The sequence below is a fragment of the Streptomyces sp. NPDC020983 genome (genome assembly GCF_044333485.1).
Classification (GTDB): Bacteria; Actinomycetota; Actinomycetes; order Streptomycetales; family Streptomycetaceae; genus Actinacidiphila.
This window is the reverse complement of sequence record NZ_JBIRRA010000001.1, coordinates 754227-775837: the sequence shown is the minus strand read 5'-3', so window position 1 is coordinate 775837 and position 21611 is coordinate 754227. Positions and strand designations below refer to the sequence as shown.

Sequence of the window (21611 nt, the reverse complement as noted above, 5' to 3'; positions counted from 1 at the left end):
CCGTGGTCAGGGGTGCGGGGAGCGGCGCGAGCAGCTCCCGCCGGGGGAAGGGCGAACCGCCCGTCGCGAGCGGCGTCCCCCGGGGCGGGGGGAACGGGGCGGAGCGACAGGCCCACCTCCGGCCGAAGGTCACCGCCGCCGCCGGGGGGGCGATTTACGGTGGTCCGATGGGACATGTGACGTGGTGGGCGGTGCTCTCGTCCGGATCCGCGCCCGTGCTGCTGCTCGGGGGATCGACGACGGCCGCGGTGGTGGAGGGGCCGGACTACAACCCCGTCAAACAGACGATCAGCGTCCTCGCGGCCGACAACCAGGAGGCCTACTGGGTCCTGACGGCGACGCTGCTCGCGCTGGGGCTGTGCCATCTGGCGACGGCGTGCGGGCTGCGGGCGGCCGCGCTCGCGGGGCGGGTGGCGCTGGGGGGCGGCGGGGTGGCGGCGATGCTGCTGGCGTTGTTCCCGGCGCCGGCGACGGGAGGTTCGCTGTCGCACGGCTCGGTCGTGACGATCGGCTTCGCGCTGCTGGCGCTGTGGCCGGTGCTGGCGGCGTGGCGGCGGCCGGCGGGCGGGCCGTGGGGGTTGCGGCCGGCGCCGTCGTGGGCGGTGACGGGGCTGATGCTGCTGGGGGCGGCGTGGTTCGTCGTGGAGAACCAGCGGCACGGCCCGGCGGGGGTGGCCGAGCGGGTGGTGACGGCGGCGACGGCGGTGTGGCCGGTCGTGGTGGTCGTCTCGTGCCTGCGCCACCGCCCGCGCACCGGGAGTACGCCGCAGGTGTGACCGTGCCGGGGCGGCTGCCCGTATGGCAGCGACCGGCCGGAACGTCTGCCTCACCGCGTCCGGCGGCTCCACGTCTCCTCGGGCGGGCATGGGCCGCAGGCCGCGTACGAGGTCCAGCACCCCTGACTCGGCATCCGTGGGGCGTGGGGCGCCCCCCTCCGGCGCCCCACGCCCTGGCCGGCCGGCAGCGGCGGGGGGCTCTACTCCTTGTGCAGCCGCTTGGGCGGCTGAGGGCAGGCGTCCCGGTGGAAGATGGCCACGCCGTAGACGAGCTTGCCCTTGTAGTAGACGTGCTCGATGTCCACGAGGTCCTTGCCCGGCCGCAGGTAGGCCACGCCGTCCCGCCCGGACACCGAGCCGAACAGCAGCACCCCTCCGCGGAAGTTGCTCGTGTCGGGAATCGACGAGAAGCGTTGGAAGGCCATGTCCGTGCGGCACATGATCACCGCGTGGAACGTCTCGCCGTCCGGTACCGGGAAGACGTCGATGCCCGCCGCCTTCAGCTGCTTGCGCAGTCCGGTCACCGTCTTCTTGCTCTGCGTCGGCTTCGCGGACGTGTCGTACGTGAACTTCACCAGGCCGTCGCGCTGCGGCTCGACACCGTAGGCGGTACCGGCCCCGCCGGGGAGGACGGCCAGGCTCGTGCCGACGAGCGCGGCGGCGGCCACGCCGATACCGACCCGGCGGGGGGTGACGGCGCGGCGCGGGGGGCGGGCGCGGTAGGTGTCGGCGGGCAGGTCCGCGCTGGGGCGAACGGCTTCGGCGCGCAGCGCGTCCCACAGCCGGTCCTCGAACGTGTCCGTCGTGTCGTTCATGCCGTGCTCCTGGAGAGGTCGGTGGACGCGGCCGGCGCGCCGGCCGCGGGGGTGGCGCCGTCCGGGGGCGGCCCCGCGGCCTCGCGCAGCCGGGCGCGGGCGCGGTGCAGGGTGACGCGGGCGGTCACCGAACTCATGCCGAGCGCGCGGCCGGCCTCGGCGACGGTGAGCTGGTCGACGGCGACGAGTTCCAGTACGGCCCGCTGCCGGGGCGGCAGTTCGGACATCGCCTCGATGGCGGTGCGGCCGGCGTTCTCGGCGGCGATGCGGTCCTCGACCCGCGCGATGTCGTCCGCGCCGAGGAGACGGCGTCCGGCGACGCGGGAGTTGAGGACGTCGGCACGGTGCTTGCGGCGGTACTCGGCGGAGACGACGTGCCGCGCGACGCCGTACAGCCACGCGCGCTCGTCGCGGGCGGCGCTGCGGTAGGCGTCGCCGGAGTCGACGACGGCCAGGAAGACGTCCGCGACGACGTCGGCGACGGTGTGCGGGTCGTCGAAGCGGCGGCCGACGAAGCGCGTCATGTCCTCGACGTGGCGCCGGTAGAAGGCCTCCAGTTGTGCCACATCGGTTGCGTCGCGTTCGCGTCGGCGCCTGCGTGGCCCGCCGGGGCCACTGCCGGCGGGATCGCCCCTCCGGCGTGTGGAGATCTCCACTCCGCCCTCCCCTCTCGACGCGGGCGGCTCTTCCGGCCCGCACACCTCTACGTGCGCGCCGGGCGGAAGAGCGTTACACAGCGGGGCTTTCCGCGGGAGGGCGGGGAGGGCTCAGCCGCGGCTGTCCGCCGCGAGGGTCGCTGCGACGAGGGCGTTGGCGTGGCCGTGGCCCAGGCCGTGCTCGGCCTTGAGCCAGGTGACCAGTTCCATGTGGCGGGTCAGCGGGGAGGAGCGGATGAGCTGCTGCCATTCGGCCACCGGGCGGCCGTACTTCTTCTCGATCGAGGGGAAGTAGCTCGCGGGGCCCTTGACGGCGGTGGTGGCGGCGGCGGTCATGTGCGTCTCCCTGCGGGGGTGTACGTCTCGGTCGCAGGGTGGACCGGGCGGCGGCGCCGAACTCATCGGCCGCCGCCGCCCGGGTTTCAGCCGGCCGCGGTGTAGAGGGGGGCTTCGGGGGCGGCCTGGGTCAGGACGGTGGAGCCGGTCCAGTTCAGGAAGGAGCCGCCGGGCAGGTAGTCGTCCTGGAGGAAGAAGGCGCGGGTCACGGCGGTGACGGTCAGGCTCGCACCGGTCTCGGTGACCGGCGTGCGCAGGGCGACGATCTCGGCGATGTCGGACTGCGTGGTGCCCGCGGGGAGTTCGACGGTCGTGGCGGCGGTGCCCTCGCGGGTGACGGACCAGGTCGGGTCGACGTGGTTTGAGCGGTAGAGCGTCGGGTCGCCCTTGAGGCGTACGCCGACGGACAGGCCGACCGCGCCCGCGTCGGCGGCGGGCGTCGCGGTGTGGGCGACGGCGAGGTAGAGGTACGTGCGCTGGTCGCCCAGCTCGGGGGTGGCGGGGCTGGAGGGCGATTCGATCTTGCCCTCGCGGGTCATCTCCTGGGCCATGACCGGGTAGAGCCACGGGTTGACGTCCATCATGTGCTCGCGCGGCTGGCCCGCGGGCAGTTCCTGGACGGGCGCGGGCGAGAAGCGCATCGGGTCGTCGACGGTGTCGCACAGGTTGTTGTTGGAGGTGCACGTCTCCAGCCGCGGCCGGTCGCCCTCGTACGTGCCGGCGAAGACCAGCGTCTGGTGGTTCGCGGCCTGGTAGACGCCGGTACCGGGCACCGGCCTGCCCTGGGCGTCCACCTCGACGTCGTAGGCCCACTCGATGTCCGTCGTACGGCCCCAGCGGGCCATCAGGGCGGGGGAGTTGGTGCCGCCGTCCTCGTTGGTCCAGATGACGGTGTACTGGAGGACCTTGTGGCCGGGCGTCTTCGCCGGCAGCACCTCGTGGTACTCGTACAGCGGCGCGTCCGTGGTGCTGCTCTGGAACCGGCTTCCCAGGCCGGGGAGGTTGCGGCCGTACAGGACGGGCGCGTTGCGCAGGATCAGGCCCATGTCGCTCGTCTCGCCGTAGACGGTGAGGCCGATGCCGCCGAGGACGGCGCGGGTCGCCGCCGCGGGCGAGCGGTCGGCGGCGAAGCGGAAGGTGAGGGTGTGGCGGCCGCGGGTGAGGTGGCCGAGGCTGAAGTCGCGGGTGATCGGCTGGTCGGACGGGATGACGATGTCGGTGGCGTACTGCCCGTCGACGTACGCCGACACGACCGCGGATTCGGCCCCCTTCGTGCCCCACGAGACGCCGGGTGCCCGTGAGGACAGCGTCACGACGGCCTCGCCGCTGCGGTCGGCGGTGACGTGCACGGTGTGCTCGGGGCCGCCGCGCCGCACGGTCACGGAGGGCAGGTGCGTTCCGTGCCCGGCCGAGGCGGTGGTGGACGCGGCCGCCGCGGGGGAGGCGGTCAGCCCGAGGGTGGAGGCGGCCGCCAGCAGCAGCGCCGCCCCTCCCACGCCTGCGGCGCCCGCGGTACGGCGGCGGGGGTGCGACGTGCGGGTGTCCCTCATGTCACGCATGGCAAGGATTCCTCTCGGCCGGTCTTCCTGAGCGCCCCCGACGATCCAGCAGGCGGGCGACGGGCGGGAGACGCCTTGGGCAACGTCGGCTGAACTCCCCCGCCGAAGCGGCTGGTTCGGGTGGTGTGTGCGGGACGGTCCCGGTCATGTCCTCCGGCGGCACCGGGCCCCGGCCCCGGCGGCGCACGGATGCCCGGCCCCCGGCGGGGGCGCGCCCCGCGGCCCCCGCGGTTTCAGGCCGGGACCGCGCACCGTGCGGGCTGAAACCGCGCTGCAACCGGCGTGAATGCGGCCCCCCGCAGTCTTGCCCGCATGACGACGACACCGACCACACCGAAGCCCCCGGCGGGCTCCGCGCCGGACATCGCGATCGAGGCCCGCGGGCTGCGCAAGGCCTACGGCGACAAGACCGTCCTGGACGGCATCGACCTGAGCGTCCCGGCCGGCACCGTCTTCTCGCTGCTCGGGCCGAACGGCGCCGGGAAGACCACCGCCGTCCAGATCCTCTCGACGCTGATCGGCGCGGACGGCGGCGAGGCCCGCGTCGCCGGGCACGACCTGGTGGCCGAGCCGCAGGCGGTGCGCGCGGCGATCGGCGTGACCGGGCAGTTCTCGGCGGTGGACAACCTCATCACCGGCGAGGAGAACATGCTGCTGATGGCCGATCTGCACCGCCTCGGCCGCACCGAGCGCCGCCGCGTCACCGCCGAGCTGCTGGAGCGCTTCGACCTCACCGAGGCCGCGCACAAGCCCGCCTCGACCTACTCCGGCGGTATGCGGCGGCGGCTCGACATCGCCATGACGCTGGTCGGCCGGCCGCGGGTGATCTTCCTCGACGAGCCGACGACGGGCCTGGACCCGCGGGCCCGCAACGCGATGTGGGGCGTCGTCCGCGAGCTGGTCGCGGGCGGCGTGACCGTCTTCCTCACCACCCAGTACCTGGAGGAGGCCGACGAACTCGCCGACCGCATCGCCCTGCTGAACGGCGGGCGGCTGGTCGCGCAGGGCACGGCGGCCGAGCTGAAGCGGCTCGTCCCGGGCGGCCACGTGCGGCTGCGGTTCACCGGCCCGGCCGCGTACGAGACCGCCGCCCGCGCGCTCACCGGCTCCGTCCGCGACGACGAGGCGCTCGCCCTCCAGATCCCGAGCGACGGCACGCAGCGCGAGCTGCGGGCGATCCTCGACTGGCTGGACGCCGTCGAGGTCACCGCCGACGAGCTGACCGTGCACACCCCGGACCTGGACGACGTGTTCTTCGCCCTGACCGGCCCCGCCGCGACCGTCCCCGCCCCTGCCCCTGCCCCCGCCCGTAACGACTCCGCCGAGGAGAACGCCCGATGAGCACCCTGTCCCTGGCCGTGCGCGACTCGTCCACGATGGTCCGCCGCAATCTGCTGCACGCCCGCCGCTACCCGTCCCTGACGCTCAACCTGCTGCTCACACCCGTGATGCTGCTGCTGATCTTCGTCTACATCTTCGGCGACGTGATGAGTTCGGGCCTGGGAGGGCACCCCGACCGGGCCCGCTACATCGCCTACGTCGTGCCCGGCATCCTCATGATGACCATCGGCGGCGCGTCGCTCGGCGTCGCGGTGTCGGTGTGCACCGACATGACCGAGGGCATCATCGCCCGCTTCCGCACCATGGCGATCTACCGCGGTTCCGTGCTCGTCGGGCACGTCGTGGGCGGGGTGCTCCAGGTGCTCATCAGCGTCGCGCTGGTCATCGGCGTGGGCTTCGCGATCGGCTTCCGCACCGACGCCTCGCCGCTGGAGTGGCTCGCCGCGATCGGCCTGACGCTGCTGGTGGGCCTGGCGCTCACCTGGCTCGCGGTCGGTATCGGCCTGTCCTCGCCGAATCCGGAGGGCGCGAGCAACGTCGGGCTGCCGCTGATGATCCTGCCGCTGCTGGGCAGCGCCTTCGTGCCCGTCGACTCGATGCCGGGGTGGTTCCGCTGGTTCGCGGACTACCAGCCCTTCACGCCCTTCATCGAGTCGCTGCGCGGCCTGCTGCTGGGCACCCCGATCGGGCACAACGGCTGGCTCGCGGTCGGCTGGGGCGTCGCCCTCACGGCGCTCGGCGCCCGGTGGTCGACGAGCCTGTTCAACCGCGACCCGTCGCGCGCCCGGTGACGGCGGCGAGCGCCGCGTCCCGCAACTCCTCCCGCCCCAGGGCGGCGTACTCCGCGACAGCGCCGGAGTACGCCGCCCCGTCGGCGTCCCGGGCCGCGGCCCGCGCGTCCTCCGACGCCGAGGACGGCTGCAACTCGCCCAGCACACCCATCCGTTCGGCCAGCGCCACCCAGCGCACCGCCGACGCGTCGCCGCCCGCCAGCGCGGCATGGCCCAGCGCCAGCAACAGCGTTCCGCAGACGGGCAGTTCGGCTGCCGGGACAGCCGGCCTGCCGTCGCGCGGGGTGAGCATCGCGACCAGCCGCGTGCGCAGCCGCGCCGCCAGCCCCGCGACCGGCTCCGCGCGACCGCAGCGGGCGTGCGCGCCCAGTGCCGCCGCCTGCATCTGAAGCGCCCAGGGGTCCAGGTACGGTTCGGCGCCGTCCGGTACCGCGCCGCCCGCTTCCAGCGCCGCCACCGACTCCCGCCACAGCCCGAGGCCCAGTTCCGTCAGCCCGCGTGCCAGCGCGATCCCGGCCCGCGCCGCCAGGTCGCCCGCGTCGGCGACGGCACCGGCCGTGTCGGCCGCCGCCCCCTGCCCGGCGGGCGGCTCCAGCCACTGCTCGGCCTCGTCGACGGCCCCGCGCTGGAGGCAGGCGAGCACCAGCGCCCCGCGCACGTTCATGCTGTCCGTACGGTCGCCGACCGCCTGCTGCTGGGCGAGCGTGGCCAGCAGGTGCTGGTACGCCTCCTCGCCGTGCCCCATCCGCAGCGACAGCTCGCCGATCCGGGCGTGGCCCAGCATCCGCAGCAGCGGGTGGTGCAGCGGCTCCAGGCACTCGAGCGCGCGCCGCGCGGCGGCCAGCGCCGCCACCGGCCCGTCCTCGTACTCCCACACGTAGCTCGCCACGCACTCGGCGACGCCTGCCAGCAGCGGCTGGTCGTCGCGCGCGCACAGCTCGCGCAGCGCCCCGTAGCCGGGCGCCCGCAGGTCCGGGATCACGCACAGCACCCGGGCCAGCGCCCGTACCAGGGTGTCCGGTTCGGCGGGCGGCAGGCGGCGCAGCGTGTGCAGGGGGCGCAGGGCGCGCGGGCCCAGGCCCATGAAGAGCGTCGCCGTGCAGATCGCCGCGGCCGTACGCGCCACCTCGACGTACTCCGGCTCGGGGTAGTAGTGCGACAGCGGCGGGCCGGTGTCGGCGGCGAGTGCCACCAGGCGGCCGTAGTTGGAGCCGGTGGACCAGATCGCGCCCAGCACCGCGGCCGCCGAGGCGGTCGAGGGGCCGTCGCCGCGGGCCAGCGCGTGCCGCAGCGCCAGGGCCAGGTTGTCCTGTTCGGCCCGCACGCGGTCCCACGCGTCGAACGGGTCGGTGCCGAACAGCACATCGTGCTCGCGCCGCCCGAAGTCCCGCGCCCACCCCAGGAGCCGGGAGGTCACCTCGGCGTCCTCCCCCGCGCCGGCGCGCCGGGCCGCGCAGAACTCCCGTACGGTCTCCAGCATCCGGAAGCGCACCCCGGCGACCGTGTCGGCGGCCGACAGCAGGGACTGGTCCGCGAGCTGCTCCAGCATGCCGAGCACGTCCGCGCGCGGCGGCAGGACGTGGGCGGCCGCCTCCTCGGTGAAACCGCCCGGGAAGACGGACAGCGCGCGCATCGCCGCCTGCGCGTCCTCCTCCAGCAGATTCCAGCTCCACTCCACGACCGCGTGCAGCGTGCGGTGCCGCTCCGGGGTGTCGCGGGCGGCGCCGCGCAGCAGGGCGAAACGATCCGGCAGCCGGTCCTGGAGGCGGCGCGCGATCTCGGTCACGGACAGTGCGCGCACCCGCGCGGCCGCCAGCTCCACCGCCAGCGGCAGGCCGTCCAACTGCGCGCACAGCTCCGCCACCTGCGCCGCGGGCAGCTCCACCCCGGGACGGGCGGCCCGCGCCCGCTGCGCGAACAGCTCGGCGGCGTGCGCGCGGTCCAGCTCCGGCAGCGCGTACACCGCCTCCGACGTGAGGCCCAGCGGTGCGCGGCTCGTCGTCAGCACGCGCAGGTCGCGCGAGAGCGCGACGAGCGTGCGGACCAGGTCCGCGACCCCGGCCACCACCTGCTCGCAGTTGTCCAGCACCAGCAGTGCCGGGCCCTGCCCCAGGCCCGCGGCGATCGCCGCCGCCGCGCCCTGGCCGCGCGGATCCGCCGCGCCCAGCGCGGCCGCGACCTCGGCCGCGACGTCCGGATCCGCCGACACACCCGCGAGCGGCACGAAGCACACCGTGCGCTGGTCCGCCTCCCGCGCGATCACCTGGGCCAGCCGCGTCTTGCCGAGCCCGCCCGGTCCCGCCACCGTCACCACCCGCGAGGTGTGCAGCAGCTCCGTCACCGCGGCGACGTCCGCCTCCCGGCCCACCAGCGGATTCGGCTCGTGCGGCACGCCCTTGCGGACCGCGGGCGCCTCCGCGCGCAGCAGTTCCGTGTGCACCGCCCGCAGGGCCGCGCCCGGGTCGGCGCCCAGCTCGTCCCGCAGGCGCCTGCGGTACGCGTCGTACCGCGCCAGTGCCGCCGCCGGGCCCGCCGTCACCGCCTCCGCGCGCAGCAGCTCCGCCAGCACCTCCTCGTCCCGGGGCGCCCGTCCGGCCACCTCCGCGAGCGGCTCCACGGCCTCCGCCCGGCGCCCGAGGTGCGCCAGGGCCAGCGCCCGGCGCCGCCGCAGGGCCTCGTGCGCGGCCGCGCGGTCCGCCCGCAGCGCGCCCACCGGGCCGTCCTCCCGGTCCCCGCCACCGTCCCACAGCGCGAGCCCCGCCTCCGCGGCAGCGAGCGCCCCGGCGTGGTCCCCGCGCAGCGCGCACTCCTGCGCCTGCGCCGCCCGCAGCAGCAGCGCCGAGGCGTCCACCTGCTCCTCGTCCAGCGTCAGCCGGTAGCCGGTCGGCGTCGTCGCCACCACGTCCGCCCCGAGCTGCGCCCGCAGCCGCGACACCAGCACCTGGACGGCCTTCCCCGGCCGGTCCGGCGCCTCCCCCTCGCCCCACAGCCCCTCGGCCAGCCGCCCCCCGCTGCACCCCGCCCGCTGGTCCTCCGCGAGCAGCGCAAGCAGCCCCCGCAGCCGGGGCGCCGTGATCTCCTGCCCCCGGAACGCCACACGGGCCAGCAACGTCAACTCGGTGCTCACAGCGTGCAGCGTAACCCTGCGGGCCCGCGGCGGAAGGGGGTGCTCCTGCCCCGCACGGCACCTCGGGGGCGCGGGGAAGGGGAGGTGCGGCCCCCGCGGTCCGGCGCGGGCCGGGGACCCGCCGCCCGGCCCGGCGCCGCACTCCGGGCAGGCCGGCGGTGAGGGCCTACGGGCCGGAGAGCCGCCGGTGCCACCACGGGCGGCGCCGGTGCCGCCGGCCCGGGGCCCGCGCCGCGGCGAAGGGGTCCGGCAGCGTCCGGCGTTCCAGCTCCGCGTCCAGCCGGGCCACCACCCGCTGCAGCTCCCGCCGGGCGCGCGGCGGGAGGGCGCGCAGGATGTCCTCGACGTCGTCGCGGGAGCCGGCGACGTCGCAGCACGGGCAGTCCTGGACCGGCAGGTAGAGCACACGGCCGGGCCGCCGCAGGAATCCCTCGTACGTCGCGAGCGCCCTGCTCAGGAAGCCGGGCCCGAAGCGGCCCGCCTCGACCCGCCGGACGGCGGCCTGCGCGCTTCTCCCCAGGCCTTCGACCCGGCTGTACGGGCGGGACACGGCCTCGCGTGCCCGCGGTGCGGCGCGTAGCGCGCCGGGCGGCCTACGCGGCATCGCCCTTTCGTGTCGTCATGCCCCGAACGGTACTCCGTCGCGGGGGCTCACGGGCCCGTCAACTGCTCCCGCACCCAGGCGGGACGGGGATTGGTGTGCGCCCGCCCCGCGACGACGACGGTCGGCACGGTCTCGTTCCCGCCGTTGACCTCGCGTACGGCCGCGGCGCCCGCCGGGTCCTGCCAGATGTTCACCCAGTACGCCCGCCGGGCGCGCCACCCGAGCCGGGCCCGCAGCCGCAGGCAGTACGTACACCCGGGCCGCCAGTACACGACCGCCCGCCCGTCCACCGCGCTGCGCCGCACCGCCTCCGCGGCCGTGACCGACCGGGGGAAGGCCACCGGCGAGTTGACCACCGCCAGCACCAGGAAGCCCACGATGAGGGCGGCCCCGGCACCGTGGTCCCCGCGGGCGAACGAGATCCCCCCGCAGACACCCCCGGCGACGAGCAGGACGAACGCCGTCACCCACACGCGCATCATGCCCCGCACGTTACCCCGCGCCCCGGCGAGCCGGGGCCCCGGCGGAGGTGCCGTTCCCGACGGGGGGAGGGGCCGGGCACCCGTACCCCGTCGGGTACGCCGCCCCCCGCGCGGGCCGCGCTGGATCCGGCTCACCGCCCGGGGTGCGGTACGGCCGCTACTTCTGGTCGCGGTTCCAGGGCTTGCGTTCGGCCGGGGCGCCGGGCGGGGGCTTCGGCTGGTCGTCCCGGCGGCGCCAGTTCGTGTCCGTGTCCGGGCGGCTCTTCGCGTCCTTGTTCGCGATCATCGTGGCGATCTCCGCCGGGAAGAGCTGGGCGAAGTGGCGTATGAAGACGTCGCGCAGGTCCAGGCCGAGGTCGTCGCGGTGGGCATCCGCGAGGGAGTCGAGGTTGCACTCGTTGCCGTCACCGCCGCCGCGCACGTACGCGCCGCCCATGAAGAAGCCCTGGGGCGTGCTGACCGTGCCCATCCGGCAGGGGTGGACGTCGATCAGGAGCGGCCAGCCGTCCACCGTGACGCGGACGGCCTTCTTGTTCGCGGACGCGCGCTCCTCCCAGGTGAACCGGGCCGCGTCGATGTTCCGTACGACCTTGAGCACGGCGTCCGCGGCCGCGGGTGCGGGCTGGTTGCCGGGGGGCGGGGTGGGCAGCATGGACTTCCTCTTCCCTGGGGGCGTGTGACCGGTACGGCAAGTCTCCGGACGCGGGGAGCCGCGTATTGCGCCTTGCCGCCAGGTGGCCTGAATACGCCGGGTTTTGTCCGGTACCGTCCGAGATGCTGAAATCCACCCGGAGGATGAGGTAATGGCCGGGCTTCCACCAGGACGTGCCGTCCGCCCCGCCGCCGGGGGGAGCCGGGGCGGGGCGGACGGGGGTCGCGGACGCTCCCCGGGGGCGGGTCAGCTCGTGGTGCAGCTGACGGTGGGGGTGGGGGCCGTCCCGTTGCCGGTGAAGCCGTAGGTGGTGGTGGCTCCGGCGCCCAGGGCGCCGTTGTAGGAGGCGTTGGTGACGGTCACGGCGCCGCTGGTGCCGGTGCTGGTGCCGTTCCAGACCTGGGTGAGCGTCGTCCCGGACGGGAGCGTGAAGGCCGTTTTCCATCCGGAGATGCCCGCGGTGCCGGTGTTCTTGACGGTGACCTCCGACTGGAAGCCGCCCTGCCAGGAGTTCACCGTCCTGTACGTGGCCGAGCAGCCCGAGCTGTTACCGCCGGTGGTCGAGCCGGTCGTGCCGGTCGAGGTCCCGGTGGACGTGCCGGTCGAGGTGCCGGTGGACGTGCCCGTGCTCGTACCCGTCGAACTGCCGGTGGACGTACCGGTGCTGGTGCCCGTCGACGTACCGGACGACGTGCCCGTGGAGGTACCGGACGACGTACCGGTGGAGGTACCGGACGACGTGCCCGCGCTCGTACCCGCCGTCGTACCGCCCGATGCGTCGCCGCTCAGGACCGGGGTCGTCCAGGTGCGCCACTGGGACAGGTTCGCGGACTTCAGCGACGAGACACGGAAGACCGCCGGGGCGCTGCCCGTACCGAGCAGGAACTTCTGGATGCTCGCCTGGAGCGGGGCCTTCCACTCGGGCCGCACCGCGCAGTGCGTGCCGTCCTGGACGTCGGACCAGTAGGAGATGTTGCTGCCGGCGCCGAGGGCCTTGTAGATCTCCGCGCCGCCGAGTGCGGCGAGGCTCCCGGACTTGGCGCCCAGCCAGTCGACGTGCGGGTTCTCCATGACGAACGCGCCCCGCGGGGCGATCATGCCGACGATCTCGTGCGTGTCGACGGGCAGCGCGTTCGGGTTGGACGTGAAGGAGCCGAAGGCGTCGCCGAGCCAGGGCTGTTCGGTGTAGGCGCTGTCCAGCGGCTGCGCGCCGCTGTCGGAGGGGATGCTGCGGAAGACGTCCGTGCCGCCCGAGCCGGACTCGATCGGCATCGTCAGCGCGATGCGCTGGTCGAACGCCCCCGCCACGAAGGCGCCCTTGCCGTAGCGCGAGCAGCCGGTGACGCCGGTCGCGTCGGCCCTCAGGACGGTGCCGCCGGACTGCTGGATGACGTCGATGATCCGGCTGACGCCCCACGACCAGGCCATCAGCAGGCCCGTGCTGCTGCCGGAGCCGTAGAGCGAGTAGAAGGCGCCCAGCTTGCTGCTGCGCGGGGTGCCCTCCTTGCCGACGACCGTGGGGTCGTAACTGATGACGGCGGCGCCGGACGCCTTGATCGTGGCGGTGTCGGCGCCCAGGCCGCCGAGCACGATGACGGCGGGGAAGGGGCCGGTGCCGCTCGGCAGGCTCACGCTCGCCGAGAAGCTCGCGCTCCTGCCCTGGTCGGAGACGTTGACGGTGATGCCGGTGCCGGACACCGTTCCGGTGACGCTCGCGGGCCTGCCGGGCTTGGTCCCGTAGACGGCCGTCTCCGCGCGCCGCTTGATCTCCTCGCGGCGGCAGCGCCAGTCGGCGACCGTGCCGACGCGGGTGCCGTCGAGGCGGGTGAACGGGTCGGGGAGCTGGGAGGTGGACGCCGGGTTGTTCGTCCCCACCGCGCAGTCGGCGCCGTCGTCCTCGACCGGTGAGGTGAGGGCGGCGGGCGCGGCGGCACGCGGAGCGGCCGCGGCACCCGCCTGCGGGACGGCGAGCGCGGCAGCGGCCAGGCCCGCGACGGCCGCGAAGGTCGCGACCGCCCACATTCTGGGCCGGTGTCGCCGGAACCGGGAACGGGACAAGCGCATGGGGGGACCTCCTGGGCTGGGCGGCGCGCGGCCGCCGGGTGGTGGGGGGGTGCGCCGCGTCCGGCCCGGCGGGCGGAGGTGGTGCGGGGGGCCGCGTCGGCGGCGGAGGCCAGGCCGATCTTGGGAGCGCTCCCATTGTTAGTTACGGCCCGGAAGGGTGGCAATACGCCGAACGCCGGGGCTTCAGGTTGGCCGTTTCTGCACATCTACCGGACGGTACGGCGCCGGGACGGGGGGCCCGGACGGCGGAAATCGGCCAGGGAAGTGCATCCGACCTGCACGAATGAACGGAGAGCACATTCCGGCCATGTGTCGGCAATCTTTCCGAATGTTTCCGGGCCCGGAAGCCTCCGACTGAGGCGAGCGGAACAGGAGGGAATACCCCCCAGGGGTATAGGGTTGAGGGCAGTGCACCCGCGATCGGCACGCTCACGAAGGAGCCAGGCATGGACCACTCCGGCCACCAGAACGCGCCCGCGCACCAGCAGCCCGGAGAGGGCGTCGAGGCTCCACCCGGACACGGCGCCCACGACACCCACGGCAGCGGCCACGGCGCTCACGGCAGCGGGCACGGCGGACACGACAGCGGCCACGGCGCTCACGACGCCCACGGCGGCGGGTGGAGCCGTACGACGTGGCGCACCGCCGCGCAGGCGACGCTCCACTGCCTCACCGGCTGCGCCATCGGCGAGATCCTCGGCATGGTGATCGGCACGGCGGCCGGGCTCTCCAACGGCCCGACCGTCGTGATCTCGATCGCCCTCGCCTTCGTCTTCGGCTACGCCCTGACGATGCGCGGCGTGCTGCGCGCGCAGGTGCCGGTGCGGCAGGCGGTGAGGATCGCGCTCGCCGCCGACACCGTCTCGATCGCCGTCATGGAGATCATCGACAACACCGTCATGGTGGGGGTGCCCGGCGCCCTCGACGCCGGGCTCGGCGACGGCCTGTTCTGGGGCTCGCTGGCCTTCTCACTGGTCGCCGCCTTCCTCCTCACGACCCCCGTCAACCGCTGGATGATCGGCCGCGGCAAGGGCCACGCCGTCGTCCACGCCTTCCACTGAGGCGGCTCGCACCGCCGGGCCCGACTCACTCGTCCGGGCGGGCGGCGGATGGGGTGCCCGGCGAAGAGGACCTCGCGTCCTTCGTCCAGGGCTCGACGCCGAGCTTGCCGGTCGTACCGAGGTCGAGTTCGGGGGTCAGCATGACCGGGCGTGCGCCGGGGCGGGGGACGACGCGGACGTAGGGGGCCGCCACGGCGGTGCCGCTCGTGACGGTGTTGCGCCAGACCAGGCCGGAGTGGGCGCTCTCGCCCGGGGCGAGGGTGATGCGGCGGGGCGGGGCGTCGAAGTCGGGGAGGGTGGTGATGCCGCCGGCGCCGTGGAGGACGGCGACGCCGGCGGGGGCCTTCCAGTCCTCGTCGAGGGGAGTGACGGCGGGGTAGCCGTCGAGGGTGTAGGGCACGGTGGAGCAGTTGGTGAGGTGGAGGCCGACGACACGCAGGCCCATCGCCGCGTCGCCGCGGTCGGCGGTGACGCGGACACCGGAGGAGGGGCAGCGCCCGGCCGCGGCGGAGGTCTCGGCCGCGGGGACACGGCGCACCTGGGCCAGGCGGACCCTGGTGACCGCCGTACCGGCGCTCGTGCCGGAGCTCTCCCCGTAGACGGCCGCCTGGACCTTCGTGCCCGGCGCGACGTCCGGCACCGTGCCCCGCAGGGTGGCCAGCACCTCCCCGGCGGCGTTGCGGAGTTCGACACCGACGGTGTACGTACGGGCCTGCGGGCCGTCGTTGGAGACCTCGTAGTGCACCTGGACGTTCCGCGAGAAGCCGCCGCATCCCGGGCCGCCGCCGCCCGTCACGCCGGTGATCCGCACGCCCTGCCCGGCCGCCGTGTCCTTCGCCGGGTCGGGGACCACGCAGGAGGAGGCGGTGCGGGCGCCGGGGTCATCCGCCGTCCGTGTGCCGCAGCCCGCGAGCAGCAGCAGGCCGGCGGCGAGCACGGCCGGGGGCAGAGAGGTTCGCATCGTCCCACCCAACCGGCGCGCGGGCCCCAACGCCTGTGACGGGGACCACATTTACTGCGACGGTCCTGTCACCGGCGGCCCGCGTCACGGCCGCCGGCCCCCTCACGCCGCCGTGCGGCGCCGATGGTCACCGGCGGCCCCGGCCGCCCTGCGACGGGGAGGCGTCCGCGGCCTGCCGCCGGCCGCGAACACCCACGCCCGCGGGCGTCAACCGCCCTGTGCCACGCCCGCGTGCGCGGCCAGCACCCGCCAGCGGCCGCCCTCGCGCACCCAGGTGCGGGTGTAGCGCAGCCGGGCGGCGAAGGGCTCGCCGGCAGCGGTGCCGCGCAGCACGGCCAGCAGGTAGGTGACGCCGGTCGTGCCCGCCACGGTGACGTGCAGCTCCTCCTCGTCGAAGGCCTCGACGACGAGGGTGCGGGAGCGGTGGGCGGCCAGGTCGTCGGCCTTGGTGAGCACGCCGCCGTCCGGGCCGGTGTAGCGGACGCGGTCGTCGAGCAGGCCGTCCAACGCGTCGGCGTCGCCCGCCAGGACCGCTGCCCGCAGCCGCCGTTCGGCCTCGCGCAGTTCCGCTTCGGGGCCCGCCACCTGGTCCGTCATCGCCGACTCCTCCTGTGCTCAAGGCTGTTGCCGACCCCCCACGCTAGTCCGGCCGTGCGCCCGGGCCCCCATGACCCGGGCGCACGGCGGAAGGGCGCTCAGCCGGTGACGGTCAGCTCGGTGATGCGCTGCGCCCCGTTCGCGCTGCCGGGCGCGGCCGAGACGAGGTCGAGGCGGATGCGGGCGGTGTGGACGGCGGTGAAGCTCACCGTCGTCGGGGCGCCGGAGGCGGTCGCCCAGGTCACGGCGGGGTCCTTCACCGGTACGAAGCGGTCGCCGTCCCAGGCGGAGACGGTCAGCCGCGCGGGCAGGGAGTGCGTGGCGTCGATCGTGAAGGAGACGGCGACCGCCGCGACGGTACGCGGCTCGGCCCAGGTCACGGACACCCAGTCGGCGGCGCGGGCGCCGCTGAAGGCGGGGAGCAGGGCGGTCGCGGCCTTGCGGAAGGCGTTGGACCAGCCGGTGGCGGGATTGCCGTCGAGCATCGCGGCGGGCAGCGTGTCGGGGGCGCCGGAGTAACTGGCGTCCGCCAGCGGGTATCCGGGTGTCTCGACGGGGCCGGGGGCGAACCGGGCCGGCGGGGTGGTGACGACGGCGGAGGCGTGGTCGAGGTGGACGGCGACGGAGCCGGGCCGCAGGCCGCTCGCGGTCGCGGTGACGGTGAGGCGGCCCGCGGAGGTGCCCGCGCGGACGATGGCGAGCGCCTTGCCGTGGAAGGCGGTGCGGGTGGTGGCCTGGTAGCGCTCGGCGCTCTCCTGGCGGCCGTTGTCGAGCCCGGCGAGGGAGCCGCCGGTCACGGCGAAGGTGAGCAGGTCCTCGGCGCCGGGCACGACGACGCCGCGGGCGTCGATCACCTCGGCGGTGACGTAGAGCAGTGAACGCCCGTCGCCGGGCAGGGACCTGCGGTCGGCGGTGAGCCGTACGGAGTGCGCGGGGCCCGCCGTCCGCAGCACGTCGGTGGCGACGGTCCTCCCGCCGCGCCGCGCGACGGCCTTCAGCTCACCCGGCGCGAAGGGCACCTGCCACGTCAGGTGCAGCTTGCCGGCGCTGCCGTTGGGGCTGGTGTAACTGCCGGGGTAGGGGCCGCCGGTGACCGTGCGGTCGTCGCCGGTCGGCTCGGTCGTCTCCAGGTAGGTGCGGCCGTCCACCGTCTTCTTGGTGTCGAAGCGGCGCTCGCCGAGCGAGCGGCCGTTGAGGAACAGCTCGACGGTGTCGGCGTTGGAGTACGCCCACACCTCGACGTTCTCGCCGGGCGCGTGGTCCGTCCAGTCCATCGGCACCAGGTGCACCATCGGCTCGCGCGACCACTGGCTGCGGAAGAGGTGGTACATGTCCTTGGGGAAGCCCGCGGTGTCGACGGCGCCGAAGAAGGACGCCTTGACCGGGAAGACGGAGTAGGGCGTGGGCTCGCCGATGTAGTCCATGCCCGCCCACAGGAACTGCCCGGCGAAGAACCGCCGGTCGCGGTCCTTCTTCAGCCCGTACTCGCCGCTGATCGTCCACGAGGCGAGGTTGTTGTCGTAGCTGGAGGTGGCGCGCCTGCCCGGCGTGTAGTTCTCGCCGGTGTTGAGGTGCTCGGGCTCCTGGTAGGTGCCGCGGGTCGCGGTCTCGGAGGAGGACTCGGACTCGAAGAGGAACAGGTGCGGGTAGCGGGCGTGCAGCGCGTCCACGGAGGCCGCGGTGTTGTAGTTGAGGCCGAGCCCGTCGAGCTTGGCGAGCATGAGGTCGGCGGCGGATCCGGCCGCGGGCAGGCTGCGGTACTTGTCGGAGCCGATGACGACGGGGCGGGTCGGGTCCAGCGAGCGCACGACGTCGATGAGGCGCTGCGCCATGTCGAGCCCTGCGGTGCTGGTGGAGTCGGGGATCTCGTTGCCGATCGACCACATGACGACGGCGGGCGAGTTGCGGGCCGCGCGGACCATCTCGGCGATGTCGGCGGAGCTGTTGGCGTCGAAGAAGCGGTGGTAGTCGTAGGTGGTCTTGCCCGTGCGCCAGCAGTCGAAGGCCTCGACCATCATGACGATGCCCAGTTCCTCGCAGACGTCGATCATCTCCGGCGAGGGCGGGTTGTGGGAGGTGCGGAAGGCGTTGACGCCCATGGACTTCATGAGGGTCATCTGCCGCAGCAGCGCGTCCCGGCTGACGGCCGAGCCGAGGGCGCCCTGGTCGTGGTGCAGGTCGACGCCCTGGAGCTTGGCGTACTCCCCGTTGAGGCTGAAGCCGCGGTCCGGGTCGAGGGTGGCGTGCCGGAAACCGAAGACGGTGGGGAGGGCGTCCACGACGGCGCCGCCGACCCGGAGTTCGGCCTCCAGGGTGTAGCGGTGCGGGGCGTCGAAGGACCACAGCTGCGGCGCCCGCACCGCGAGCTCCACGGCAGCGGTGACCGGTTCGGCCGTCGGCAGGTCGAGCGGCGCGCTCGCGGTGGCCACCGCGCGGCCGTCCGGGTCGCGGACGGTGGCGACGACGGTCGCGGTGCGGGCCGCGCCGGACTCGTTGACGGCCGTGACCTCGGCCCGCACCGTCGCGGCCTCCCCGGCGGCGAGCGCGTCGGCGAGGCCGGGCGTCGTCACGTATGTGCCGTGGCGGGCGATGTGCACGGGGTCGGTCACCACGAGGCGCGCGTGCCGGTAGATGCCGCTGCCCGAGTACCAGCGGCTGCTGGGGAGCTGGTTGCGGACCTGCACGGCGAGCACGTTGGGAGTGCGGCCGTCGGTGTGCAGCAGTTCGGTGACGTCGAAGGCGAATCCGGTGTAGCCGTACGGGTGGCCGCCCACCCGCGTGCCGTTGACGTGGACGGAGCTGTCCATGTAGACGCCGTCGAACTCCACGCAGATGCGGCGCCCGGCCAGCGTCTTCGGCAGCGTGAAGGTCCTGCGGTACCAGCCGAGGCCCCCGGGCAGGAATCCGGTCCCGCCCGAGGTGCTGTCGCCGGTCGTCGGCGTCAGCTCGATGCTCCAGTCGTGCGGGATCGCGACCGCGCGCCACCGGGAGTCGTCGTAGCCGGGCTCGGCCGCGCCCTCGTAGGCGCCCGTGGGGTCGTCGGCGCCCGCGGGGTTGACGAGGACGAAGCGCCAGCCGTCGGACAGGTCGAGGCTGCGCCCGGCCGGGTCGAAGGCGGGTGCGCGGCCGTGTGTGCCGCTCTCCTCACCGGGGGTGCTCGCCTGTGCGGTTCCGGCGAGGGCGGGCAGCGCGGGGGCGGCGGCCCCCACCGCTCCGGTGACCAGGAACGACCTGCGGTTGACCGGCACTGTGACCACTCCTCGGGAGGCGTACGGGCAGCGGGTGCGGGCATGGCGCACCCACCAGAACTGATCAGCAACAAACAGAATCCACCAGGCCCCCACGGATTCTTGCAGCCTCGCTCCCGCCCGGGTCAAGAGCCGTGCGCGACCTTCCGCCGGTGTCGCCGCAGGCTGTGAGCCGCCCGTGAGGGACGGCGCGCGCCGCTCGGGTCGTCGCGCGGGGCGCGGTGCGGCGTGCTGTGATGGAGGAAGGACTGCTTGCCCGAGAGGTGCGGAGGTACGCATGGCCACCTATCGCGTAGCCCAGGTGCCCGCCGCCGGCGCGGCGCTGGCGATCGCCGAGCGCGAGGCGGCGCCGCCCGCGCGGGGGCAGGTCCGTGTCACCGTCGAGGCGTGCGGCATCTGCCACAGCGACGCCGGGTTCGTCGAGGGCGGCTACCCGGGACTGTCCTACCCGCTGGTGCCCGGCCACGAGATCGCCGGGCGGATCGCCGAACTGGGCGAGGGGGTCGCCGAGCGCGGCTTCGCGGCGGGCGACCGGGTGGCGGTCGGCTGGTTCGGCGGCTCCTGCGGCCACTGCACGCCCTGCCGCCGGGGCGACTTCATCGTCTGCGAGAACCTGAAGGTGCCCGGCTGGGCCTACGACGGCGGCTTCGCCGAATCCGTCACCGTCCCCGCCGACGCGCTCGCCCGTATCCCGGACGGGCTCTCCTCCGCCGACGCGGCGCCGCTCGGCTGCGCGGGCGTGACGACCTACAACGGGCTGCGCCGCAGCTCCGCGCACCCCGGTGACCTGGTCGCCGTCCTCGGTATCGGCGGCCTCGGCCACCTCGGCGTGCGGTACGCCGCCGCGATGGGCTTCGAGACGGTCGCCATCGCCCGCGGGCCGGAGAAGGCGGACTTCGCGAAGAAACTGGGCGCCCACCACTACATCGACAGCGCCGCGACCCCCGCCGCCGACGCCCTGCGGGCACTGGGCGGCGCGAAGGTGGTGCTGGCCACCGTCGGCAACTCCGAGGCCATCACCTCCACGGTGGACGGGCTCGGCCCGCGCGGCGAGCTGGTCGTCATCGGCGCGACCCCCCAGCCGCTCGGCATCGCCCCACTGCAGCTGATCATGCAGGCCCGGGTCGTCCGCGGCCACCCGTCCGGCACGTCGCAGGACGTCGAGGACACGATGGCCTTCAGTGCGCTGCACGGCATCACCCCGATGACGGAGACCGCCCCGCTCGCCGACGCGGACGCCGCCTACCACCGGATGCTGTCGGGCAAGGCCCGCTTCCGCATGGTGCTCCTGCCGCAGGAGGGCTGAAGCGCCCGCGGGCGCGCGCAGAGCCCGCGGACCCGACGCCGGGGTCCGGCGGCGGGTTCGCGGGCGGTGACACGCCGGGCGGCAGCCGGGCTGCGCCCCACCGTCAGGCGGCGTCGAGAGCCGCGGTGATCTTGCGGCTCATGTCGGCCAGGACCGGGACCGGCGCTCCCTTGTGCGCCAGCGACGCGGCCTCGACCGCGGTGACGACGGCGCTGCGGAAGCCCTCCGCCTCGGCCGCGTCCTGCTTCTTCAGCAGGCGCATGCTCTCGGTCAGGGCGGGCAGGACACGGTCGGCCATCTCGGCCACCGACCTGCCGTCCAGGCCGCCGATCTTCGACTTCGCCGCCAGGACGTGGCCGATGGCGCCGGTCGCCGAGGCGAGCGCGATCGAGCCGTGGGTGGCGGCCTTGTGCGGCTTGCCGGTGGCGCCCGCGGCCGCCATGAGGGAGACGGCGCCGTAGGCGGCGGTGCGCAGGGTCTGCTCGTCCTGGGCGGAGAGGGTGAGTGCCATGGTGGTGATCTCCTCGGGTTCCGGTGCCGGGTCCCCTTGCCGGGCCCCGCGCTTCCTTGTGCCACGAAGCTTGCGCAACCCGGGTTTCACCCCGGTCGCACCGTGCTTTCACCGCCGGCAGGACGGTGAAAGCGGCGGAAACCGCCCGCCGTCGGCGCCCGGGGACCTCGCGCCCGGCGCGCCTGCCGCCTCCCCGGGCGGGGAGCGGCCACCGTGGCCGTACCCACCTCATGTGAAGGAGGCCCGCCATGGCGGTGCAGCGGATGGACAACGTGCTGATCGTCGTCGAGGACCTCGACGCCGTCATCGCGTTCTTCACCGAGATCGGCCTCGAACTGGAAGGGCGCTTCCCGCTGAACGGCACCTGGGCCGAACGCGTCATCGGCCTGCGCGACGTACGGCAGGAGGTCGCGATGCTGCGCGTCCCGGGCGGCCACGGCCGGGTGGAGCTCGCGCAGTTCGAGCGGCCGAGGGCCGTCCGGCCCGAGCCGTACGAGGCGCCGTCCAACACGCTCGGCATCCGGCGCGTGATGTTCGCCGTCGACGACATCGAGGACACCGTGCGGCGGCTGCGGGCGCAGGGCGCCGAACTCGTCGACGAGATCGTGCGGTTCGAGGACGTCTACCTGCTCGGTTACGTCCGCGGGCCGGAGAACATCGTCGTCGGGCTCGCCGAGGAGCTGAACTCCCCGGCGGGCGACGGGGAGCAGTAGCCCGCGCGGCG

Annotated in this window: 19 protein-coding genes; 6 read left to right on the top strand and 13 right to left on the bottom strand. The window is 74.8% G+C overall.

The window, feature by feature from the left end:
• Positions 1-167: 167 nt before the first annotated feature.
• Positions 168-776, top strand: a complete 609-nt coding sequence (locus ACH4SE_RS03625) for a DUF998 domain-containing protein (protein WP_398541595.1) — start codon at positions 168-170, stop codon at positions 774-776.
• Positions 777-976: 200 nt separating this feature from the next.
• On the opposite strand, the gene ACH4SE_RS03620 is transcribed toward ACH4SE_RS03625, so the two are convergent.
• The 4 genes from ACH4SE_RS03620 to ACH4SE_RS03605 all read right to left on the bottom strand — a co-directional run bounded on the left by ACH4SE_RS03620 (position 977) and on the right by ACH4SE_RS03605 (position 4142).
• Positions 977-1591: a hypothetical protein gene (locus tag ACH4SE_RS03620; RefSeq protein WP_398541594.1), complete on the bottom strand. Its 615-nt coding sequence runs from the start codon at positions 1589-1591 to the stop codon at positions 977-979.
• Positions 1588-2157 carry an RNA polymerase sigma factor gene (locus tag ACH4SE_RS03615; protein WP_398541593.1) on the bottom strand — a complete coding sequence of 190 codons (570 nt, stop codon included), beginning with the start codon at positions 2155-2157 and terminating at the stop codon, positions 1588-1590. The genes ACH4SE_RS03620 and ACH4SE_RS03615 overlap by 4 nt, the downstream gene beginning before the upstream one ends.
• 201 nt (positions 2158-2358) lie before the next feature.
• Positions 2359-2583, bottom strand: coding sequence for a DUF4287 domain-containing protein (locus ACH4SE_RS03610; protein WP_398541592.1), 225 nt, complete (start codon positions 2581-2583; stop codon positions 2359-2361).
• An 86-nt stretch (positions 2584-2669) separates the two neighbouring features.
• Positions 2670-4142, bottom strand: a complete 1473-nt coding sequence (locus ACH4SE_RS03605; RefSeq protein ID WP_398541591.1) for a hypothetical protein — start codon at positions 4140-4142, stop codon at positions 2670-2672.
• A 312-nt stretch (positions 4143-4454) separates the two neighbouring features.
• Here ACH4SE_RS03605 and ACH4SE_RS03600 point away from each other — a divergent pair, with 312 nt between their 5' ends.
• Complete coding sequence (locus ACH4SE_RS03600; protein WP_398541590.1) at positions 4455-5483, top strand: ATP-binding cassette domain-containing protein; 1029 nt, start codon at positions 4455-4457, stop codon at positions 5481-5483.
• Complete coding sequence (locus ACH4SE_RS03595) at positions 5480-6274, top strand: ABC transporter permease (protein WP_398541589.1); 795 nt, start codon at positions 5480-5482, stop codon at positions 6272-6274. Before ACH4SE_RS03600 ends, ACH4SE_RS03595 begins: the two co-directional genes overlap by 4 nt.
• Here the strand turns inward: ACH4SE_RS03595 and ACH4SE_RS03590 are convergent.
• From ACH4SE_RS03590 to ACH4SE_RS03570, 5 genes are all read right to left on the bottom strand, one after another.
• Positions 6246-9401, bottom strand: coding sequence for an ATP-binding protein (locus tag ACH4SE_RS03590; RefSeq protein WP_398541588.1), 3156 nt, complete (start codon positions 9399-9401; stop codon positions 6246-6248). The two genes, ACH4SE_RS03595 and ACH4SE_RS03590, sit on opposite strands and share 29 nt — an antisense overlap.
• Positions 9402-9567: 166 nt before the next feature.
• On the bottom strand, positions 9568-10005 hold the full coding sequence (locus ACH4SE_RS03585) for a hypothetical protein (protein ID WP_398541587.1): 438 nt from the start codon (positions 10003-10005) through the stop codon (positions 9568-9570).
• A gap of 47 nt (positions 10006-10052) precedes the next feature.
• A complete protein-coding gene (locus ACH4SE_RS03580; protein WP_398541586.1) occupies positions 10053-10487 on the bottom strand; it encodes a glutaredoxin domain-containing protein in 435 nt (144 codons plus the stop codon).
• A 157-nt stretch (positions 10488-10644) separates the two neighbouring features.
• Positions 10645-11139 (bottom strand): hypothetical protein, encoded by a 495-nt coding sequence (locus ACH4SE_RS03575; RefSeq protein ID WP_398541585.1) that lies wholly within the window; start codon positions 11137-11139, stop codon positions 10645-10647.
• A 246-nt stretch (positions 11140-11385) separates the two neighbouring features.
• Positions 11386-13161: a cellulose binding domain-containing protein gene (locus tag ACH4SE_RS03570; protein WP_398541584.1), complete on the bottom strand. Its 1776-nt coding sequence runs from the start codon at positions 13159-13161 to the stop codon at positions 11386-11388.
• A 488-nt stretch (positions 13162-13649) separates the two neighbouring features.
• Here ACH4SE_RS03570 and ACH4SE_RS03565 point away from each other — a divergent pair, with 488 nt between their 5' ends.
• A complete protein-coding gene (locus ACH4SE_RS03565) occupies positions 13650-14264 on the top strand; it encodes a DUF4396 domain-containing protein (RefSeq protein WP_398541583.1) in 615 nt (204 codons plus the stop codon).
• A gap of 25 nt (positions 14265-14289) precedes the next feature.
• On the opposite strand, the gene ACH4SE_RS03560 is transcribed toward ACH4SE_RS03565, so the two are convergent.
• The 3 genes from ACH4SE_RS03560 to ACH4SE_RS03550 form a co-directional block, all read right to left on the bottom strand.
• The gene (locus ACH4SE_RS03560) at positions 14290-15225 is read right to left on the bottom strand and encodes a DUF4232 domain-containing protein (RefSeq protein ID WP_398541582.1); all 936 of its coding nucleotides are present in this window, start codon (positions 15223-15225) and stop codon (positions 14290-14292) included.
• 207 nt (positions 15226-15432) lie between these two features.
• On the bottom strand, positions 15433-15822 hold the full coding sequence (locus ACH4SE_RS03555; RefSeq protein WP_398541581.1) for a nuclear transport factor 2 family protein: 390 nt from the start codon (positions 15820-15822) through the stop codon (positions 15433-15435).
• A 98-nt stretch (positions 15823-15920) separates the two neighbouring features.
• The gene (locus ACH4SE_RS03550) at positions 15921-19070 is read right to left on the bottom strand and encodes a glycoside hydrolase family 2 TIM barrel-domain containing protein (RefSeq protein ID WP_398541580.1); all 3150 of its coding nucleotides are present in this window, start codon (positions 19068-19070) and stop codon (positions 15921-15923) included.
• 277 nt (positions 19071-19347) lie between these two features.
• Between ACH4SE_RS03550 and ACH4SE_RS03545 the strand changes: the two genes are divergently transcribed.
• Positions 19348-20376: an alcohol dehydrogenase gene (locus tag ACH4SE_RS03545; RefSeq protein WP_398541579.1), complete on the top strand. Its 1029-nt coding sequence runs from the start codon at positions 19348-19350 to the stop codon at positions 20374-20376.
• 103 nt (positions 20377-20479) lie between these two features.
• Here the strand turns inward: ACH4SE_RS03545 and ACH4SE_RS03540 are convergent, their stop codons facing one another.
• Positions 20480-20887, bottom strand: a complete 408-nt coding sequence (locus ACH4SE_RS03540; RefSeq protein WP_398541578.1) for a hypothetical protein — start codon at positions 20885-20887, stop codon at positions 20480-20482.
• Positions 20888-21135: 248 nt separating this feature from the next.
• On the opposite strand from ACH4SE_RS03540, the gene ACH4SE_RS03535 reads away from it, so the two are divergent.
• Positions 21136-21600: a VOC family protein gene (locus ACH4SE_RS03535; RefSeq protein WP_398541577.1), complete on the top strand. Its 465-nt coding sequence runs from the start codon at positions 21136-21138 to the stop codon at positions 21598-21600.
• Positions 21601-21611: the final 11 nt, after the last annotated feature.

Bases quoted from the DNA above. Each gene is read 5' to 3' on its own strand.
- ACH4SE_RS03575 (WP_398541585.1), bottom strand. From the start codon at position 11,139: ATGCTGCCCACCCCGCCCCCCGGCAACCAGCCCGCACCCGCGGCCGCG.
- ACH4SE_RS03570 (WP_398541584.1), bottom strand. From the start codon at position 13,161: ATGTGGGCGGTCGCGACCTTCGCGGCCGTCGCGGGCCTGGCCGCTGCC.
- ACH4SE_RS03580 (WP_398541586.1), bottom strand. From the start codon at position 10,487: ATGATGCGCGTGTGGGTGACGGCGTTCGTCCTGCTCGTCGCCGGGGGT.
- ACH4SE_RS03560 (WP_398541582.1), bottom strand. From the start codon at position 15,225: ATGCGAACCTCTCTGCCCCCGGCCGTGCTCGCCGCCGGCCTGCTGCTG.
- ACH4SE_RS03555 (WP_398541581.1), bottom strand. From the start codon at position 15,822: ATGACGGACCAGGTGGCGGGCCCCGAAGCGGAACTGCGCGAGGCCGAA.
- ACH4SE_RS03565 (WP_398541583.1), top strand. From the start codon at position 13,650: ATGGACCACTCCGGCCACCAGAACGCGCCCGCGCACCAGCAGCCCGGA.
- ACH4SE_RS03620 (WP_398541594.1), bottom strand. From the start codon at position 1,591: ATGAACGACACGACGGACACGTTCGAGGACCGGCTGTGGGACGCGCTG.
- ACH4SE_RS03625 (WP_398541595.1), top strand. From the start codon at position 168: ATGGGACATGTGACGTGGTGGGCGGTGCTCTCGTCCGGATCCGCGCCC.
- ACH4SE_RS03540 (WP_398541578.1), bottom strand. From the start codon at position 20,887: ATGGCACTCACCCTCTCCGCCCAGGACGAGCAGACCCTGCGCACCGCC.
- ACH4SE_RS03600 (WP_398541590.1), top strand. From the start codon at position 4,455: ATGACGACGACACCGACCACACCGAAGCCCCCGGCGGGCTCCGCGCCG.
- ACH4SE_RS03605 (WP_398541591.1), bottom strand. From the start codon at position 4,142: ATGCGTGACATGAGGGACACCCGCACGTCGCACCCCCGCCGCCGTACC.
- ACH4SE_RS03610 (WP_398541592.1), bottom strand. From the start codon at position 2,583: ATGACCGCCGCCGCCACCACCGCCGTCAAGGGCCCCGCGAGCTACTTC.
- ACH4SE_RS03585 (WP_398541587.1), bottom strand. From the start codon at position 10,005: ATGCCGCGTAGGCCGCCCGGCGCGCTACGCGCCGCACCGCGGGCACGC.
- ACH4SE_RS03595 (WP_398541589.1), top strand. From the start codon at position 5,480: ATGAGCACCCTGTCCCTGGCCGTGCGCGACTCGTCCACGATGGTCCGC.
- ACH4SE_RS03545 (WP_398541579.1), top strand. From the start codon at position 19,348: ATGGCCACCTATCGCGTAGCCCAGGTGCCCGCCGCCGGCGCGGCGCTG.
- ACH4SE_RS03535 (WP_398541577.1), top strand. From the start codon at position 21,136: ATGGCGGTGCAGCGGATGGACAACGTGCTGATCGTCGTCGAGGACCTC.